Source organism: Brevundimonas sp. (assembly GCF_027484365.1).
Classification (GTDB): Bacteria; Pseudomonadota; Alphaproteobacteria; order Caulobacterales; family Caulobacteraceae; genus Brevundimonas.
On record NZ_JAIXTC010000002.1, the window covers coordinates 44,818 to 61,223 of the forward strand.

A 16,406-nucleotide genomic window follows, 5' to 3' on the forward strand; every position below is an offset into this window, starting at 1 on the left:
CATAGAACGCGCTGCACTGCAAAAGGATTTATTTTCCTCCCCCGAGCGAAGCGCAGGGGGAGGACTGTCAGCCTCGCGCCATCACCCGTTTGATCAGCTGGGCCGAGCGCTCGGGCCCCAGATCGTGGCCCAGGGCCGAGCGGAACTGGCCGTCCGGCCCCATCAGATAGACGGTCAGCGAGTGGTTCATCGTGTAGTCCTCGCCGTCCCCGACCTTCTGGAAATAGGCGCGGTAAACCCTGGCGGCGTCAGCGACCTGCTGTTGCGTCCCGGTCAGGCCGATCACGCCGGGCGGAAAACCGTCGGACGACAGATAGTCTTTCAGGGCCTGCGGGGTGTCGCGCTCCGGATCGATCGAGACGAAGACGATCTGCAGATTGTCGGCGTCGGCGCCCAGCAGGGTCCGCGTGGCCTCCAGCGAGGTCAGGGTCGTCGGGCAGAAGTCCGGGCAGTAGGTGAAGCCGAAGAAGACCAGGCTCCATTTGCCGTCCAGAAGCGTCTGGTCGACCGCCGCGCCGTCCTGGTTGACCAGCTGGAACGGGCCGCCGACGGACGGTTGACCGGTCGCGGTCCCCTCCGTGACCGCCTCGGCCCGCTCACGGCCTGACACGACCACCACGGTCACGGTGGCCAGGGCGGCCGCGATGGCGACGCAGGCCCCGGCGAACAGCAGGATGGAACGGCGTGGCATCATGTCTCTCCGGGCCGACAGCGGGGCGTGACCGGTCTATAGACAAGGTGTGAGCCAGAACGAAGTCCGCCCCGCCCCGCACGACGCCGCCGACGTCATGTCGCAATTCCCGCCCCCGACGCCGAGTTGGGCAAGTCTGCCGCGTCGCAGCCGGGGGCTGTCGCTCAGGACCCTGATCATCCTGCGCTGGCTGGCCATCGTCGGCCAGACCGCCACCCTGATCGTGCTCGACACGATGTTCCACTTCCCGCTGCCGCGGTGGCAGTGCCTGCTGGTCATCCTGGCCAGTGTGATCGTCAACCTGCTGGCCATGGGTCGCTTGCAGCGGGTCGACAGCCGCCTGCCGGACGGGCGCCAGACCGCTATCCATCTGGGGTTCGACATTCTTCAGCTCTCGGCCCTGCTGGCCTTCACCGGCGGGCTCGCCAACCCCTTCTGCCTTCTGCTCGTCGCCCCGGTGACGGTGGCGGCGGCCTCCCTGCCGGGGCGTCAGGCCCTGGCGCTGGGGCTCATGGTCCTGATATCGACCACGGCCCTGTTCTTCTGGTCCATGCCCCTGCCGTGGCAGCACGGAACCGACATCGCCCTGCCGGTCCTCTACCGCTTCGGCATCGGCCTGGCTCTCACCACCGGAGTGGTCTTCACCGCCGCCTATGCCTGGCGCGTCGCCGCCGACGCCGAGAAGCTCGAACTGGCCCTGGCCACGACCCAGGATGTCCTGCAGCGCGAACAGAGGCTGGCGGCTCTCGGCGGACTGGCGGCAGCGGCCGCGCACGAACTGGGTACGCCGCTGGCGACCATCCAGGTGGTCGCCAAGGAGCTGCTTCGCGCCTCGCCGTCCGACGGTCCCATCGCGGAGGACGCACGCCTGATGCTGCAGCAGGCCGAACGCTGTCGCGAAATCCTGAAACGCCTGTCCCAGCGCCCCGAAGACGGCGATCCCCTCTATACCGAGATCGGGCTGAAGGCCCTTCTGAACGAGGTCGTCGACCCGCACCTCGGTTTCGATCTGCACATCACCGTCGCCGTCCGCACCCCGGCGGGGATGGAGGAGCCGCACGTGAAGCGGTTGGCCGAGGTGGTTCACGGCCTGTCCGCCCTGGTCGAGAACGCAGCGGACTTCGCCGCCTCGAGGGTGCGGGTCCAGGCGACAGCGGATCGGGACTGGATCACCATCGAGGTCCTGGACGACGGCCCGGGGTTCGCGCCCGACATCCTGCCCCGGCTCGGCGAGCCCTATGTGACCAGCCGCCCGCACGGCAAGTCGCGTCAGGCTCTGGCGGCGCAGCTCGCTGCCGCGGCCGCCGCCGCGCGACCGGCCCGGCGCGGCAAGACGGCGCCTCCGCCTCCGCCGGAACCTGATATCATCCCGAGCCAGGGCGGAATGGGGCTCGGCTTCTTCATCGCCCGGACCCTGCTCGAACGGACCGGGGGCAAGGTCCTGGTGGGCCCCGGTGACGGCGCGCCGGGGCCGAACCGGGGCGCCCGCGTCACGGTGCGGTGGGATCGTCGTGCGCTGGAGCCGGCCTCGTAGAGGCCGCCGGACCTGCGATCCATCGCCGCACCGCTTGACCGGGCCGACGCACAGGCCGACTTGACGATCAGGAGAACCAGCCATGCCGACCACCGCCGCCACTATGGAAGCCCGTATCGCCGAGCTTCAGGACCGCTCCCTGCTGCTGCTCGACGACGATCAGGCCTTGCGGACCCGTCTGGGCCGTGCCCTGGAATCGCGTGGCTTCCAGGTGACGACCGCTGGATCGGTGGCCGAGGCGACCGCCGCCCTGAGCGCCCATCTGCCTGCCTTCGCAGTGCTCGACATGCGTCTGGACGACGGCAACGGCCTGAAGGTGGTCGAGGCCATCCGCGAGCGTCGCGACGACGCCCGTATTGTCATGCTCACGGGCTACGGCGCGATCGCCACGGCCGTTGCGGCGGTGAAGGCCGGAGCCGTCGACTATCTGTCCAAGCCCGCCGACGCCGATGATGTGGTCAAGGCTCTGCTGGCCACCGGGGATGCGCCCGAGCCTCCCGAAAACCCGATGAGCGCCGACCGGGTCCGTTGGGAGCATATCCAGCGAGTCTACGAACTGTGCGATCACAACGTCTCGGAGACCGCGCGTCGCCTCGGCATGCACCGCCGGACCCTGCAGCGGATTCTGGCGAAACGGGCTCCGAGGTAGCCGCCTTCCTTCTCCCCTTGCGGGAGAAGGTGGCCGAGCGCTGCGAGGCCGGATGAGGGGTTACGCTGACCTCACCGTCCGTCCTTGCCAGCGCGTTCTCCAGTCGACGGTGTGACCCCTCATCCGTCAGCCTTCGGCTGCCACCTTCTCCCGCAAGGGGAGAAGGCGTTTACTCCCGCAACGTCCGCATCGCCGCAAGACGTCCGAAGGCGATCGTCAGGGCCTTCCGCCGCGCGGGTGCCAGGCTCATCACCGGCGCATCCCGCACAACCGCCCCGCCGAATTGATCCGCGACGATCAGGCCCGGCTCCTCCGGCAGCACCCCTTCCGGAAACTCCGGCGCCACGGCGAAGAAGAAGGCGTCGCAGAAGGGCGCATATTCGGGCCATTTGCGATCGACGCGATAGTCCTCGATCCCCGACTTCACCTCGACGATGACGATGTCGCCCTTGCGGCCCAGGGCCATGACGTCCGCTCGCCTGCCGTTCGGCAGACAGACCTCCAGCAGCGGCGCATAGCCCATGTCGGCCAGTAGTCGGGCCGCCCCGCGCGTGACGCCGAGCGTGGTCTCAGGGCGGCTGAAGGCGAGTTCGAGATGAACGGCGGCGGGCATGCTGCCAATATGTTCCGGTTCCGTTCCGGCTTCAAGCGAGGCGTTTGCGGTTCCCTGCCCACTCAGCCTTCGTCTGGCCCCACAGATCGACGCGGAGCGTTTCAAATGGCGGAGGCAGTCTGCCGGGGCCGCGATTGAGCGAGCCGAGGCGGGCGGCCAGTTGCTGCGATGCGGCGTTGTCCGGGTCGATGGAGTGGATGACGTCGTCCCAGGCCAGAACGTCGAAGGCGTAGTCCATGCTGGCCACCGCCGCCTCGAGCGCATAGCCCTTGCCCATCGCGTCCCGGTGCAGGCTCCAGCCCACCTCCGGCCCGGGCCAGCCGTGCGGGTTCCAGGGGCCGATCCGGCCGACCCACCGACCGGTGGATTTCTCGATCACCGAGAAGAAACCCTCGCCGGTCAGGGCCCAGGCGCCGGCCACGGACATCAGGGCGCGCCAGACCTCGGGCGGAGACTTCGCGCCGCCGATGAAGCGCGTGGTCTCCGCATCGCCCTGGAAGTCGCACCAGCGATCGAAGTCCTCCATCGCCGGGGGGCGCAGGATCAGGCGTTCGGTCTCGATGGTCGGCCCCATGGACGAGGCCTGGGCAATCACAGCGGATACTCCCGTTCCAGTTCGTAGTGGCTGCCGTCGTCGCTCAGGGTGCTGGAATACAGGCCGAAACGGTCGATCCGGATCGGCGGCGAATGCAGAAGGTTATGGTTGGTGATCCAGGCCCCGATCCGGTCGGGATTGGTCTGGGTCTTGAGATAGGCCAGGGTCACGTGTGGACGGTACAGCCGTGGCTCCATCGTCACGCCGGCCCTTTCGGCGGCCGACTTGCAGCGGCCGGCCAGCACGTTCAGCCGCTCCGAAGGCTCCAGCCCGGCCCAGAGGGTGTGACTGCGATGCGCATCGCCGAAGGCGCCCACCCCCTTCAGCTCGATCTCGAAGGCCCCGCCCGGAATACGGGCCAATTCGGCCGCGAGATCGTCGGCGCGCCGCTCGTCGACATCGCCATAGAAGGCCAGGGTAATATGGAGGGCCTCGGCGGGACGCCACTTCGCGCCTGGTAGCCCGGTCTGGCGTCGCCCGAGCGTCTCGGCGACCTCGAAGGGGATGGGTACGGCGGTGAACAGGCGCAACATGCGACCGTTCGTAGCGGCTGGCGACGAAGGCGGGAAGCGGGCGGAACCCCTGCGGCGATCGATCCCTTGCTAAGAGGGTTCCTGAACCCGATATTTCACACTTCGGCGCGGGGTGTTTCCCGCTGCCTCAACAGGAGAAGACACTCACGATGAGCGACTTCAGAAACGGCTACTCGACGCCGGCTCCGGCCAAGGCCGACATGGCCGTGGACGCGGGACTGCGCAGCTTCATGCTGGGCGTCTACAACAAGCTCGCCCTCGGCCTCGTGGTCGCCGGCGCCCTGGCCTATGCCACCGGCAATGTGCCGGCGGTGCAGAATCTGCTGTTCTTCCAGACGGCTGACGGTCGGTACGGCATGACCATCCTGGGCATGATCGTCCAGTTCCTGCCCCTGGTTCTCCTATTCGGCTCGATGTTCTTCATGAAGAACCCGACGGCCGGTGGCGTGAACACTCTCTACTGGGCCGTGGTGGCGTCGATCGGTGCCGGGATGGGCATCCTGTTCCTGCGCTACACCGGCGAAAGCCTGGCCTCGACCTTCTTCGTGACGGCCGCCGCCTTCGGTGCGCTGAGCCTGATCGGCTACACAACGAAGAAGGACCTGACCGCCATGGGCTCGTTCCTGATCATGGGCGTGATCGGCCTGATCATCGCCTCGATCGTGAACATGTTCATGCAGTCGGGCACGATGGCGTTGATCATCTCGGGTCTGGGCGTTCTGATCTTCGCGGGTCTGATCGCCTATGACACCCAGCGTCTGAAGATGACCTACTACCAGCTGGGCGGCGATCACGCAGCGATGGGCGTGGCGACCGGTTTCGGCGCCCTGAGCCTGTTCATCAACTTCGTGAACCTGTTCCAGTTCCTGCTGGCCTTCATGGGCGGCAACCGGAACTAGCCTCAAGTCGCGAGCCTCCGCGAGGCGAGCATGGCAAACAAGACCGGAGGGCCTCGGCGGAAACGCCGGGGCCCTTTCTCGTGGCCCTAGTCCACCACCTGGAATTTCCGGCTGTCGAAGACCCGCAGCACCTGGGCCAGCTCACGTCCCCGTTTCAGCACCACCCCGCCTTCGCCGATTACCGACCACTGGCCCTGACGCGTCTGCAGGGCGGGGCGTTTCTCGATCCGGTAGGCGGGGGCGTCGCCGGAGCGGCGGAAGACGGCGAACTCCGCGGCCTCCCGGCCCCCGACCATGGCGTAGTCGCGCCATTCGGCCTGGGCGACCATCCGTCCGTAGACCCGCAGAATCAGGTCCAGCTCGCGCCGTTCGAAGAAGACGGACGAAGTCTGGGTGCCGCTGTCACTGGAGCCGGGGTCGAAGGTCATCCCGATCAATCTAGGCGCGGCTCCGTCAAACGCCAGCGGCGTCCGGATCGATGTGTGAACACCCGATTAGCCACGACACGAAATGGCCCCCTTTCGGTCCTTCGTCGGCCCGGTTGGACAGCGAAACAGTGAACGTCGGCCTGACGGAGTTCGGTAGCGTCCCGGATCCTGAACAGCCCCCCCAGCCCCCCTGGATGTTGCCGCAGTGGCTTCGCCAGGCCGACGCTTCCTCCAAAGCGAGACCCCCGCCCTGCCACCCTCCCCCCTCCGGCACGGCGGGGGTTTTGCTGTGTGGAGCATGGCTCCACACAGCCTTGTTTTTCAGGCGCTACCGCTCGCGACGCGGTCGCTCGCTGCTTGAGCGCGAGAATGGCTCGCCCAGAAAATCGAACGACCGCTCGCCGGTGGGCTTCAGTCCGCCGCGGCGAGGACGATCTCGATGCTCTCATCGCCGCGCTGGACCTTCAGGGTCGCGCCGGCGCTGGAAGACAGGGCCCGCGCCAGTTCGGAGAAGCTCGATACCGACATGCCGTTGGCGACGATGACCAGGTCTCCGGCCCGCAGATCCTGCTGCGCTGCCGCCGATCCGCCCTCGACCGCCACGACCAGCGCGCCCGGGGCGCTGATCCCGTCGGAAGGCTTCACATCGCGGAAATTGGCGCCGTAGGCCTGGAGCGAGGTCGCCCCGACCTGGACCGGATCGGTCGACAGGACCTCGACGTTCAGCGACGTGGTCGTCTCGCGCCCGTCGCGCAGATAGACGAGGGTGATCGGCGTGCCCGGAGCGGCGATGCCGACCGTCGCCTGGACAGAGCCGGCGTTGGCCACCGGGCGGTTCTGGATGCGGGTGATGATGTCGCCGCGCTGCAGGCCGGCGCGCTCGGCCGGGGAGCCCGGCAGGACGTCCTCGACAATGGCGCCGCGCACGAAGCCGAGGCCCGCCTCGACCGCACGTTCGGCGGTCAGGGAGCCCAGGGTCGCGCCGATCCGTCCGCGCGTGACCTCGCCGTTGGCGCGCAGCTGTTCGACGACGAACAGCAGGATCCGGGTCGGGACGGCGAAGGCTATGCCGTCATTGCCGCCGTCGATGCCGCCCGACAGGATCGAGGTGTTGATCCCGATCAGCCGCCCCCGGCTGTCCAGCAGCGGCCCGCCAGAGTTGCCCGAGTTCACGGCCGCGTCGGTCTGGATATAGTCCTCGACCGCGTCGCCCATGCCGGACCGGCCCAGGCCTGAGATCACCCCCATGGTCAGGGTCTGGTCGAGGCCCAGCGGATAGCCGACCGCGAAGGCCAGGTCCCCCGTGCGCAGGGTGTCGGAATCGACCGTCTCCACCTGCGACAGGCCGGTGGCGTTGATCTGCAGGACCGCGATGTCGGTCGCCTTGTCCGAGCCGATCAGGGTGGCGTCGAGCAGCCGTCCGTCGGTCATGTCGACGCGGAATTTCTGGCCGTCCTCGATCACATGGTGGTTGGTGACGATGATGCCGTTGGCGGCGTCGATGATGACGCCAGAGCCGCTGGAGACCGGCGTCGGCTCGGTCTGGCCGGTGGTGGGTCCCGCCGACATGCCCAGGGTCGTGACCTGGACCACGGCCGGCAGCGATCGCTCCAGCCCGGTCGCGAAGCTGAACACGCCGCGGCGGGCGTCATAGGGCAGGGGGAAGTTCGGGGCGGTCTGGGCCTGTGCGGCGCCGGCGACGGCGCCCAGCAGGGTGAGGGCGAGGGCCGAACCGGTCAGGAGGCGAAGGCGCGTCATGGTAAATCCCCAGAATGTGAGGCGAGCCTAGCGTGAGAACCGCGCCGTGACGATGGCCCCGGGCTTCGCGTCATCAATCGTCATCTGGCCCCCGTGGCGACGCAGGATGGCGCGCACGAAGGCCAGTCCCATCCCGTGGCTGTCGGGACTGCGCGGGGCCGTCGACGGCGCGCCCGACATGCCCGGCCCCTGGTCCGCGACCGAAAGACAGGGCCCGCCGTCGTCGTCCCAGGCGCGGATCGTGACCCGCCCCCCCTCGGGTGAGAACTTCACGGCATTGTCGACCAGGTTGGCGACGGCCCGCTGCAGCAGGGAGCGCACGCCCAGGACCGAGACCGGCTCGCCCTCGGCCACGATCTGGATGTCGCGGGCGTCGGCGATCGGCTGGTAGAGCTCCACTGCCGCCTCGGCCAGAACATCCAGTTGCACGATCTCGAACAGCCAGGCCTCGCCGTCACGCAAGGCCATGGCCTCGTTCATGGCCCGGGTGATCTCGGCGATGTCGCGCCGCGCCGCCTCGCCCAGCCGCAGCCGTTCGGCGGGCTCCTCGGTCTCCATCAGCCGGTCCAGACGGGCCGAGGCGCGGGCGAGCGGGGTGCGGAAATCGTGCGCCAGCTGGTCGGCGGAATCGCGCAGCCAGCTCAACAATTCTTCCAGCCGGTCGAGCGTCCGGTTCACCTGGTTGGACAGCTGGGTCAGTTCCGGCGCCACGGCCACGTCGGGGGCGCGGCGCGAGAAGTCGCCGAGGGCGGCACGGTCCAGGACCGTCGAGACCTCGGCGATGGCGCTGGTCAGGCGCTGGCGGGCGAACAGGGCGGCGGTCAGGCCGGACACCAGGATCAGGGCTCCCGTCAGGGCCACGGCCAGGACGGCCCAGCGCCAGGCGACCCCGGCCGGGTCGACGACCCGTCCGACGATGATCGACAGCGACCCGATCGGCCGCTTGACCACGACCACGTCGACCCCGCGAGAGAGGCACAGCTGGCCCGCCTCGAGCCGGATCAGATAGACGCCCTCGCCCAATCTCGGCACCCGTGTGGCCCGGGCGGTTTCCAGCGCCAGAAGGCCGGCGGGCTTGCCGACCGGCGCCCGGATGAACCGGACCCCGGCGCCGCCCTGTCCGGTGCGACAGGTCTCCTCCAGGGTGGTGACATTGCGTGTCGGTCCGTCCTGGAAGGCGCTGAGGAAGGCCGACATATAGGCGGCGTCGCCCTCGGTCATGGCCGAGGCGTCCATCGAGGTGTCGGCCGGCAGCTTGGAGGCCATGGCCCCGAAATCCGCGAGCGCCGACAGGGCCGCCTGCTGGCGCTGGTCCAGCCGGGCCGCCTGACCGGTCACGATCAGGGATCCGGTCAGGGCCAGGGCCGCCAGGACGGCCAGACCCGAGGCGAGCTGGGTCAGGGTCCGCCGCGCCATCCAGGCCCCCAGACCTTCCGGGCGGACCTTGCTCCAGATCGCCGCCAGCCGTTTCAAGCGGTCAGGCCGCGTCCAGGTCGCGGAAGATCAGGCTCTGGCTGCGGGCCGAGACGATCAGGGGATGCAGGTCCTCGCCCAGCTCCGGCGCCTGTTCCTTCAACCGGCGACGCAGGGCCGAGATTCGGGCGTCGATGATGTTGACGAAATTGTCGGGCAGGAAGGTCCATTCGACCCAGCACCGGTCCCACAGCATGGTCTTGGTCACCGGCTGGCCGCGCGCGGTCATCAGCTCCGAGACGATGGCGAACTCGAGCGGCGACAGGTCGATCAACCGCTCGGTCCCCTCGATCATCAGCTTCAGCGTGCGGGCGCCGGGCGACAGGCGGAACGGGCCGTTGACCAGGTCGGCGTTGGCGGGCCGGGCGCGCCGGGCCACGCGACGCAGCTGGGCCGCGATCCGGGCCAGCAGCTCCTCGTCGCCGATCGGCTTGGACAGATAGTCGTCGGCCCCGCCCAGCAGGCCCTCGACCCTCTGACGTTCGCCGGTCAGGGCGGTCAGCATCAGGGCGGGCGCATCGGAGGACGGACCGGACGAGGTACGCAGACGCTTCAGGGTCTCCAGACCGTCCAGCCCCTTGGTCAGCCGGTCGAGAATGAGGATGTCATAGGCATGGGCGGCGGCGGCGCTCAGCGCCTGTTCGCCGGCATCGACACAGTCCACGGCCTCGAACCCGGCGCGCAACAGCCGGTCAGACACATGTTCGGCCAGGGCCGGATCGTCCTCGAGCACCAGGGCGCGACGGCCTGCGAAGACCTCCGCCAGGGCCGCGAAGGGATCGGTGTCCGCCGCCTGTTCGATGTCCGTCGTGCTCATGCGTTCGTCCCCGGCCGTGATCCGGTCCGGTATAGTCCGGGCCGGCGCCAGGACAAAACACCCGGCGATCTGATCCTGGGGCGTCCGGCCCGCCCGCGCCGCTGATCCTTCCTGACGAGGCCCGGCTTGTCGGCCACGGGCGGCATGATAGCGTCGCCGACGGCGCGACCCGGCGCCGGACGGGAAATCGCCATGACCCTGCTCGCCCTCGCCGCCGCCCTCGCGCTCCAGACCACCACCCCCGCCGACCCGGCCTCGGCCGAGGCGGTCGCCGTTATGGCGCCGGTCAAGGCCACCTTCGCGGCGATCGCCACGCGTGACGGAACGTTGCTGACCCCTCATTTCGATCCGGAGGCGACCATGATCGTCACGGTCGAGCGGCCCGACGGGAGCCGTGTCATCCGTCGGCTGACGGCCCAGGAGTTCGCCGGAGGTCTGCGTCCCGGGGCCGAACGGTTCGAGGAGGTCATGCCCGACCCGATCATCGCCATCGACGGCGACGTTGCGATGGTCTTCGGCCGCTATCTGTTCAAGGTCGACGGCGCGGTCGTCCACTGCGGCGCCAACCATTTCGATATGGTCCGCAAGGACGGCGCCTGGACCATCGCCGGCATCACCTGGAGCCAGCGCACGACGGGGTGCGAATAGGGTCGGCCGGTCGCTGGCCCTAGTTCGACGGCGACGGATCCGGAGTCCATCCCCAGGCGTCCATCATGACCTGGAACAGATAGGTGTTCGGGAAATAGCCGTGAACGCGTTCGGCGCCTGCGCCGATGGCCAGGACGGGAACTTCCTCGGCGGTATGGGTGGCGTTCACCAGGACATGGTCGAGGCGGACCGTACCTTCCCCGCCGGAGGCCCTCCAGGCGTCATAGCCTTCGAGAAGAGGCGTGCCGCGCCGTCCGCCGTCCACTTGCAGGCCGAAGGAGTGGTCGGCGGTGAAGAGCAGCAGGGTGTCGTTCAGATCGACCCGACCTTCCACCTCGGCGATCAGCCTGTCGAAATCCACGACGTTCTGCAGGCCCGCCCGCGGATCGTCCGTGTGGGCGTCCCACTCGACCACGAGGAAATATCCCGTCGGTGAACGCTGAAGGACGTTGAGCGCCCTCAGGGTCGCCGCGTGGACGTCCATCTCGTCGGCCACGACGATGGGCCGGAGATTCGCGGCCGGAGCCTCGTCAAGCGTGGCGTAGATCGGCCGATCATGGGTGTCGCTCAGTGCGTCGAAACCCGTTCCCAGCGCGGCCAGTTGCTCCGCGATTCTCTGGCGACCGGCCCCGAACAGGACGTCGGCGCCGTCACCGAACCTGGGTGAGAAGGCCTGGACGAAGATCTCGCCCCATTTCGCCCGGTCGTTCACATGGGCGTAGTTGGCCGCCGGGGTTGCGTCGGCGATCGACTGGGTCGTGATGACGCCGGTGAGCAGACCGCGCTCCTCAGCGTACTCGAGCAGGGTCTTGGTCGCCGCGCCGTCAGTCCGGCCCCGTACGGCGTCGGGACCCTGGCTGATGACGCCGTTGCGGGTCTTGATGCCCGTCACAATCGCCGACATGCCGTTGGCGGAATCGGAGACGAAATCATCCACCGGTGAGGTTTCGCTCAGCCCCAGGTGCGGCCATTGCTGGACATGGAGTCGCAGGGGCTCGCCATAGGCCATCAGGCTGGCCGCCGAGAGAACCGGCACGCCCCCGGCGTCGGCCAGGAACAAGATGACGTTCCGCGCTCTCGGGGGCGCCGGGACTGGCGTGTGGCCGGACGTTGTGGCGACGACCTGTCCGGCGACCGCCATCGCGGGAAAGATGGACAGGGCCAAAGCGGCCGAAACGGTCACGGCGGTCAGGTAATGGAACGGTCTCATGTAAGGTCGGGCCTCGATGCAAAGGCGCATGAGGAGGCGGACACAGCACCGCGCCCCGTCGATCACGCTCCGGTCGAATACACCGGGGTTCGTGTCAGCTCGGCGACGGTCGGGCCGGGAACACGGCGTCGTGGCGTCGCAGGCCGGCTTGAGACTCCTAGAACGCGCTTTCGCCCGTGATCGCCCGTCCGAGGATCAGCGCATGCACGTCATGCGCCCCCTCATAGGTGTTGACCGTCTCCAGATTCATCGCGTGGCGCATGACGTGCAGTTCGCCGGTGATGCCCGCACCGCCGTGCATGTCGCGGGCTTCGCGGGCGATGGCCAGGGCCTTGCCGCAGTTGTTGCGCTTCATCAGGCTGATGGCCTCGGGCACCCAGGCACCTGTGTCCAGCAGGCGGCCCAGGGCATAGGCGCCCTCGAGGCCGAGGAAGATCTCGGTCTGCATGTCGGCCAGCTTCTTCTGCACCAGCTGGCGCGACGACAGCGGCCGCCCGAACAGCATCCGCTCGCCGACATAGTCCCGCGTCGCATGGAAGCAGAACTCGGCCGCCCCCATTGCACCCCAGCTGATGCCGTAGCGCGCCTTGTTCAGGCAGGAGAAGGGCCCGCGCAGCCCCTTCACCCCGGGCAGCAGATTGGCCTCGGGCACGAAGACGTCGTTCAGCCCGATGTCGCCGGTGATCGAGGCGCGCAACGACAGCTTGTCGCCGATCTTGCCGGTGGTGAACCCCTCCATGCCGCGCTCGACGATGAAGCCCCGGATGACACCGTCCAGCTTGGCCCAGACGATGGCGAGGTCGGCGATCGGCGAGTTGGTGATCCAGTACTTCCCGCCGTTCAGCCTGTAGCCGCCCTCAACCGCCACGGCATTGGTCTTCATCGAGGCCGGGTCCGAACCGCCGTCCGCCTCGGTCAGGCCGAAACAGCCGACCAGTTCGCCCGCCGCCATCCTCGGAAGGAAGCGAAGTTTCTGCTCCTCATTGCCGAAGGCGTAGATCGGATACATGGCCAGGGACGACTGCACCGACATGGCGCTGCGATAGCCTGAGTCCACCGCCTCGATCTCGCGCGCGATCAGTCCATAGGCGACGTGGCTGACGCCCGAGCCGCCGTACTGTTCCGGCAACATGGCGCCGAGGAAGCCCATCTCGCCCATCTCGGTCATGATGGCGCGGTCGAAGACCTCGTCACGGAAGGCGGCGACGACCCGGGGCAACAGGCGTTCGCGGGCATAGGTCCGGGCCGCGTCGCGGATGGCGCGCTCGTCCTCGGTCAGACGGCTCTCCATGTCGAACGGGTCGTCCCACTTGAAGGTCTGGGTCACGGGTGCGGCACCGTCGGCCATGGGATCATCCTCTGAGTGGTCGGACTTCTCACGCGAGACTGACGCGCCGGCCCTGTTTCGAGCGCCGGTTTAGGCCAGAATGCGCGCGACGGGTAGAGACGAGGCCCATCGCAGGCTAGGCTGAGTGGATGATCCGAGCCCTGAAGACCCTGTTCGTCGATCACCCGCGCGAGGTCGAGGAAAGCTACCTCCACCACGCGGCCGTGGCCGCGCGCATGGGGTTGCGGCTGGCGAGGCTGTCGGGCTGCGCCTTCATCCACGGCGTGGTTCCCGGTCTGCACAGGACGACCGTGTCCTCGGACATCAAACGGATGGCCGACGAACTGGGCTATCGCGCCGAGATCGCGCGCGAGACCCGGATGCGGGACGCCGGCGCCTTCGACCCGGGCCTCTAGAATGACCGCGCCCCAGGCCCTCGCGGGCGTCCGTGTCCTCGACCTGTCGCGTGTTCTGGCCGGCCCCTGGGCGACCCAGACCCTGGCCGACCTCGGCGCCGAGGTGATCAAGATCGAACGCCCCGGCGGCGGCGACGACACCCGCGCCTGGGGCCCGCCCTTCACCACGAAGACCGACGGCACGCGCGGCGACAGCGCCTATTTCCTGTGCGCCAACCGGGGCAAGAAATCCGTCGAGCTGGACATCGCCTCGCCGGAGGGCGCGGAGGTCATCCGCAAACTGGCCGCGACCTGCGACGTCGTGGTCGAGAACTTCAAGGTCGGTGGCCTGGCGAAATACGGCCTCGACTACGCCTCCCTGTCTGCGGCCAATCCGCGCCTCGTCTATTGCTCGATCACCGGCTTCGGCCAGTCGGGCCCGCGCGCCTCCCAGGCCGGCTACGACTATATGATCCAGGCCATGGGCGGGCTGATGAGCGTGACCGGCCAGCCGGACGGCTCGCCCGGCGCCGAGCCGATGAAGGTCGGGGTCGCCGTGGTCGACCTGGCCACCGGCCTCTACGCCTCGAACGCCATCCTCGCGGCCCTGCTGCATGCCCGGGCGACCGGTCAGGGCCAGCATGTCGACATCGCCCTGTTCGACGTCCAGGCCGCCATGCTGGCCAACCAGGCGACCAACTATTTCGTCTCCGGCAAGGCCCCGACCCGGATGGGCAATGCCCACCCCAACCTCGTGCCCTATCAGCCCTTCCCCTGTTCGGACGGGATGGTGGTGATCGCGGTCGGCAATGATTCCCAGTTCCGGACCCTGTGCGCGGTGCTCGGCGCCGAGGGTCTGGCGACCGAGCCGCGCTATGCCGCCAACGCCGGACGGATCGAGCACCGGGCCGAACTGGTCGCGGCCCTCTCGGCCATCACCTCCAGCTGGACCATGTCGGACCTGATGGCCCGGCTGGAGCCGGCCGGCGTCCCGTGCGGCCCGGTCAACACCATCGACCAGGTCTTCGACGAACCCCAGGCGAAACACCGCGGGCTGGAGATCGAGCTGGTGCGTGACGATCTTTCGGCCCCGACGAAGACCGTCGCCTCGCCGATCCGGCTGTCGGCGACGCCGGTCCGCTATGACGTCGCCCCACCCGCTCTGGGGGCGGACACCGAGGCGGTGCTGGGCGCGCTCGACTAGGACAAACGAAAGCGGCGGGGCCGTCGCCGACCCCGCCGTCCATGTCCCGGTCTTGTGAGAACCGCTTACAGATCCAGCAGGGCCCGCGCCGGGTCTTCCAGCAGCTGCTTGACCCGCACGAGGAAGGTCACGGCCTCCTTGCCGTCGACGATGCGGTGGTCGTAGCTCAGGGCGATGTACATCATCGGCCGGATCTCGACCTGGCCGTTCACCGCCATCGGGCGCTGGACGATGTTGTGCATGCCGAGGATGCCCGACTGGGGCGCGTTCAGGATCGGGGTCGACATCAGCGACCCGTAGGTGCCGCCGTTGGTGATGGTGAAGGTGCCGCCCTGCAGCTGGTCCAGCGTCAGGTCGCCATCGCGGGCGGCCTTGCCCAGAGCCCCGATGCCCTTCTCGATGCCGGCCAGCGACAGCACGTCGGCGTCGCGCAGGACCGGCACGACCAGACCCTTCTCGGTGCCGACGGCGACGCCGATGTCATAGTGGTTCTTGTAGATGATGTCGGTGCCGTCGATCTCGGCATTGACGGCCGGGATCTCCTTCAGGGCCGCGACAACGGCCTTGGTGAAGAAGGACATGAAGCCCAGCTTCACGCCGTGGGCCTTCTCGAAGGCCTCCTTGTACTGGTTCCGCAGGGCCATGACGTTGGTCATGTCCACCTCATTGAAGGTGGTCAGCTGGGCGGCGGTGTTCTGCGACTCCTTCAGGCGGCGCGCGATGGTCTGGCGCAGACGGGTCATCTTGACCCGCTCCTCGCGCGGCTGGTCGGCGCGCGGGGCCGCCGGGGCGGCGGCCGCGGGAGCGGGCGTCGGCGCCGTGAAGGCCTGGGCGGCTGCGGCCGGAGCGGGCGCGGCGGCGGCGGCGAGGGCGTCGCCCTTGGTGATATTGCCCTTCGGACCGGTCGGCGCGATGGCCTTCGGGTCGAGGTTGTTCTCGGTCACCACGCGCTGGACGGCGGGCGACAGGGTGTCGTTGGGGATCTGGGCCGAGCCCGCATTGGCGCTGGCGGCCTTGGCAGGCGCGGCGGCCGGAGCGGGGGCCGCAGCGGCGCCCGACCCCGAGATCGAGCCGATGACCTGGCCCGGCGTGACCGTCGCGCCTTCGTCGACTGCGATGGTCAGGACGCCGTCGGCGGGGGAGACGACCTCAAGGGCGACCTTGTCGGTCTCGATCTCGACCAGGACCTCGTCCTTCTTGACCGTGTCGCCGCTCTTCCTCGACCATTTGCCGACCGCGCCTTCGGCGACGCTCTCGCCCATGACGGGGATGGTGATGTCGACAGAGGCGGACGCAGCGGCCGGCCCAGCGGCGGCGGGAGCCGGAGCGGCGGCCGCAGGAGCAGCCGCAGGCTTCGATCCGGCGGCGCCTTCGCTCACGGATCCAAGGACCGCGCCAGGGGTCACGGTGTCGCCTTCGCCGAACTTGATCTCGCCGAGCGTGCCGTCAGTCGGGGAGACGACTTCCAGCGAGACCTTGTCGGTCTCCAGCTCGACCAGGACCTCGTCCTTCTTGACCGGGTCGCCGACCTTCTTGCTCCACTTGGCGATGGTCGCCTCGGAGACGGATTCGCCGAGGGCGGGGGTCAGGATGTCGGCCATGTGTCGTTTCCGGTCGTTCGGTCTGGTGTCT

At 68.7% G+C, this 16,406-nt stretch carries 16 protein-coding genes and 2 pseudogenes; 6 read left to right on the plus strand and 12 right to left on the minus strand.

Annotation, left to right across the window (positions count from 1 at the left end; genetic code table 11):
• Positions 1-67: 67 nt before the first annotated feature.
• Entirely contained in the window at positions 68-691 is a 624-nt protein-coding gene (locus Q0044_RS00415) for an SCO family protein (protein ID WP_298158189.1), read from the minus strand.
• Between the two features lie 49 nt (positions 692-740).
• Here Q0044_RS00415 and Q0044_RS00420 point away from each other — a divergent pair, with 49 nt between their 5' ends.
• A complete protein-coding gene (locus Q0044_RS00420; RefSeq protein ID WP_298158191.1) occupies positions 741-2,225 on the plus strand; it encodes an ActS/PrrB/RegB family redox-sensitive histidine kinase in 1,485 nt (494 codons plus the stop codon).
• A gap of 103 nt (positions 2,226-2,328) precedes the next feature.
• On the plus strand, positions 2,329-2,874 hold the full coding sequence (locus Q0044_RS00425; protein ID WP_298158259.1) for an ActR/PrrA/RegA family redox response regulator transcription factor: 546 nt from the start codon (positions 2,329-2,331) through the stop codon (positions 2,872-2,874).
• A gap of 119 nt (positions 2,875-2,993) precedes the next feature.
• Here Q0044_RS00425 and mmcB read toward each other — a convergent pair.
• From mmcB to thpR, 3 genes and pseudogenes are all read right to left on the minus strand, one after another.
• Positions 2,994-3,487 (minus strand): annotated as a pseudogene (gene mmcB, locus Q0044_RS00430) (DNA repair putative endonuclease MmcB).
• A 31-nt stretch (positions 3,488-3,518) separates the two neighbouring features.
• On the minus strand, positions 3,519-4,061 hold the full coding sequence (locus tag Q0044_RS00435; protein ID WP_298158195.1) for a GNAT family N-acetyltransferase: 543 nt from the start codon (positions 4,059-4,061) through the stop codon (positions 3,519-3,521).
• Between the two features lie 17 nt (positions 4,062-4,078).
• Positions 4,079-4,615: an RNA 2',3'-cyclic phosphodiesterase gene (thpR, locus tag Q0044_RS00440; RefSeq protein ID WP_298158197.1), complete on the minus strand. Its 537-nt coding sequence runs from the start codon at positions 4,613-4,615 to the stop codon at positions 4,079-4,081.
• A 149-nt stretch (positions 4,616-4,764) separates the two neighbouring features.
• On the opposite strand from thpR, the gene Q0044_RS00445 reads away from it, so the two are divergent.
• Positions 4,765-5,514, plus strand: a complete 750-nt coding sequence (locus tag Q0044_RS00445) for a Bax inhibitor-1/YccA family protein (protein WP_298158199.1) — start codon at positions 4,765-4,767, stop codon at positions 5,512-5,514.
• A gap of 86 nt (positions 5,515-5,600) precedes the next feature.
• On the opposite strand, the gene Q0044_RS00450 is transcribed toward Q0044_RS00445, so the two are convergent.
• From Q0044_RS00450 to Q0044_RS00465, 4 genes are all read right to left on the minus strand, one after another.
• Positions 5,601-5,942: a DUF2794 domain-containing protein gene (locus tag Q0044_RS00450; RefSeq protein WP_298158201.1), complete on the minus strand. Its 342-nt coding sequence runs from the start codon at positions 5,940-5,942 to the stop codon at positions 5,601-5,603.
• Between the two features lie 411 nt (positions 5,943-6,353).
• Positions 6,354-7,700, minus strand: coding sequence for a trypsin-like peptidase domain-containing protein (locus Q0044_RS00455; RefSeq protein ID WP_298158202.1), 1,347 nt, complete (start codon positions 7,698-7,700; stop codon positions 6,354-6,356).
• Positions 7,701-7,727: 27 nt separating this feature from the next.
• Positions 7,728-9,173: a sensor histidine kinase gene (locus Q0044_RS00460; protein WP_298158204.1), complete on the minus strand. Its 1,446-nt coding sequence runs from the start codon at positions 9,171-9,173 to the stop codon at positions 7,728-7,730.
• A 4-nt stretch (positions 9,174-9,177) separates the two neighbouring features.
• Positions 9,178-9,990 (minus strand): response regulator transcription factor, encoded by an 813-nt coding sequence (locus Q0044_RS00465; RefSeq protein WP_298158206.1) that lies wholly within the window; start codon positions 9,988-9,990, stop codon positions 9,178-9,180.
• Positions 9,991-10,182: 192 nt separating this feature from the next.
• On the opposite strand from Q0044_RS00465, the gene Q0044_RS00470 reads away from it, so the two are divergent.
• Positions 10,183-10,638, plus strand: a complete 456-nt coding sequence (locus tag Q0044_RS00470) for a nuclear transport factor 2 family protein (RefSeq protein WP_298158208.1) — start codon at positions 10,183-10,185, stop codon at positions 10,636-10,638.
• A gap of 19 nt (positions 10,639-10,657) precedes the next feature.
• On the opposite strand, the gene Q0044_RS00475 is transcribed toward Q0044_RS00470, so the two are convergent.
• Both Q0044_RS00475 and Q0044_RS00480 read right to left on the minus strand, forming a co-directional pair.
• Positions 10,658-11,848, minus strand: coding sequence for an alkaline phosphatase (locus tag Q0044_RS00475; protein WP_298158210.1), 1,191 nt, complete (start codon positions 11,846-11,848; stop codon positions 10,658-10,660).
• A gap of 157 nt (positions 11,849-12,005) precedes the next feature.
• Positions 12,006-13,196, minus strand: coding sequence for an acyl-CoA dehydrogenase (locus Q0044_RS00480; RefSeq protein ID WP_298158212.1), 1,191 nt, complete (start codon positions 13,194-13,196; stop codon positions 12,006-12,008).
• A gap of 128 nt (positions 13,197-13,324) precedes the next feature.
• Between Q0044_RS00480 and Q0044_RS00485 the strand changes: the two genes are divergently transcribed.
• On the plus strand, positions 13,325-13,591 hold the full coding sequence (locus Q0044_RS00485; protein WP_298158215.1) for a DUF6356 family protein: 267 nt from the start codon (positions 13,325-13,327) through the stop codon (positions 13,589-13,591).
• Position 13,592: 1 nt separating this feature from the next.
• Positions 13,593-14,774 (plus strand): CaiB/BaiF CoA transferase family protein, encoded by a 1,182-nt coding sequence (locus tag Q0044_RS00490; protein ID WP_298158217.1) that lies wholly within the window; start codon positions 13,593-13,595, stop codon positions 14,772-14,774.
• Positions 14,775-14,839: 65 nt separating this feature from the next.
• Here Q0044_RS00490 and odhB read toward each other — a convergent pair whose 3' ends face one another.
• Positions 14,840-16,051: a 2-oxoglutarate dehydrogenase complex dihydrolipoyllysine-residue succinyltransferase gene (odhB, locus tag Q0044_RS00495; RefSeq protein ID WP_298158261.1), complete on the minus strand. Its 1,212-nt coding sequence runs from the start codon at positions 16,049-16,051 to the stop codon at positions 14,840-14,842.
• 120 nt (positions 16,052-16,171) lie between these two features.
• Positions 16,172-16,375, minus strand: a pseudogene (locus Q0044_RS00500) (biotin/lipoyl-containing protein); the annotation flags it as partial.
• Positions 16,376-16,406 lie beyond the last annotated feature (31 nt).

Excerpts from the sequence above, each read along its gene's own strand:
- Q0044_RS00445 (WP_298158199.1), top strand. The coding sequence starts at position 4,765 with ATGAGCGACTTCAGAAACGGCTACTCGACGCCGGCTCCGGCCAAGGCC.
- Q0044_RS00450 (WP_298158201.1), bottom strand. The coding sequence starts at position 5,942 with ATGACCTTCGACCCCGGCTCCAGTGACAGCGGCACCCAGACTTCGTCC.
- Q0044_RS00455 (WP_298158202.1), bottom strand. The coding sequence starts at position 7,700 with ATGACGCGCCTTCGCCTCCTGACCGGTTCGGCCCTCGCCCTCACCCTG.
- thpR (WP_298158197.1), bottom strand. The coding sequence starts at position 4,615 with ATGTTGCGCCTGTTCACCGCCGTACCCATCCCCTTCGAGGTCGCCGAG.
- Q0044_RS00465 (WP_298158206.1), bottom strand. The coding sequence starts at position 9,990 with ATGAGCACGACGGACATCGAACAGGCGGCGGACACCGATCCCTTCGCG.
- Q0044_RS00475 (WP_298158210.1), bottom strand. The coding sequence starts at position 11,848 with ATGAGACCGTTCCATTACCTGACCGCCGTGACCGTTTCGGCCGCTTTG.
- Q0044_RS00425 (WP_298158259.1), top strand. The coding sequence starts at position 2,329 with ATGGAAGCCCGTATCGCCGAGCTTCAGGACCGCTCCCTGCTGCTGCTC.
- Q0044_RS00485 (WP_298158215.1), top strand. The coding sequence starts at position 13,325 with ATGATCCGAGCCCTGAAGACCCTGTTCGTCGATCACCCGCGCGAGGTC.
- Q0044_RS00415 (WP_298158189.1), bottom strand. The coding sequence starts at position 691 with ATGCCACGCCGTTCCATCCTGCTGTTCGCCGGGGCCTGCGTCGCCATC.
- Q0044_RS00435 (WP_298158195.1), bottom strand. The coding sequence starts at position 4,061 with ATGGGGCCGACCATCGAGACCGAACGCCTGATCCTGCGCCCCCCGGCG.
- Q0044_RS00480 (WP_298158212.1), bottom strand. The coding sequence starts at position 13,196 with ATGGCCGACGGTGCCGCACCCGTGACCCAGACCTTCAAGTGGGACGAC.
- Q0044_RS00490 (WP_298158217.1), top strand. The coding sequence starts at position 13,593 with ATGACCGCGCCCCAGGCCCTCGCGGGCGTCCGTGTCCTCGACCTGTCG.
- Q0044_RS00470 (WP_298158208.1), top strand. The coding sequence starts at position 10,183 with ATGACCCTGCTCGCCCTCGCCGCCGCCCTCGCGCTCCAGACCACCACC.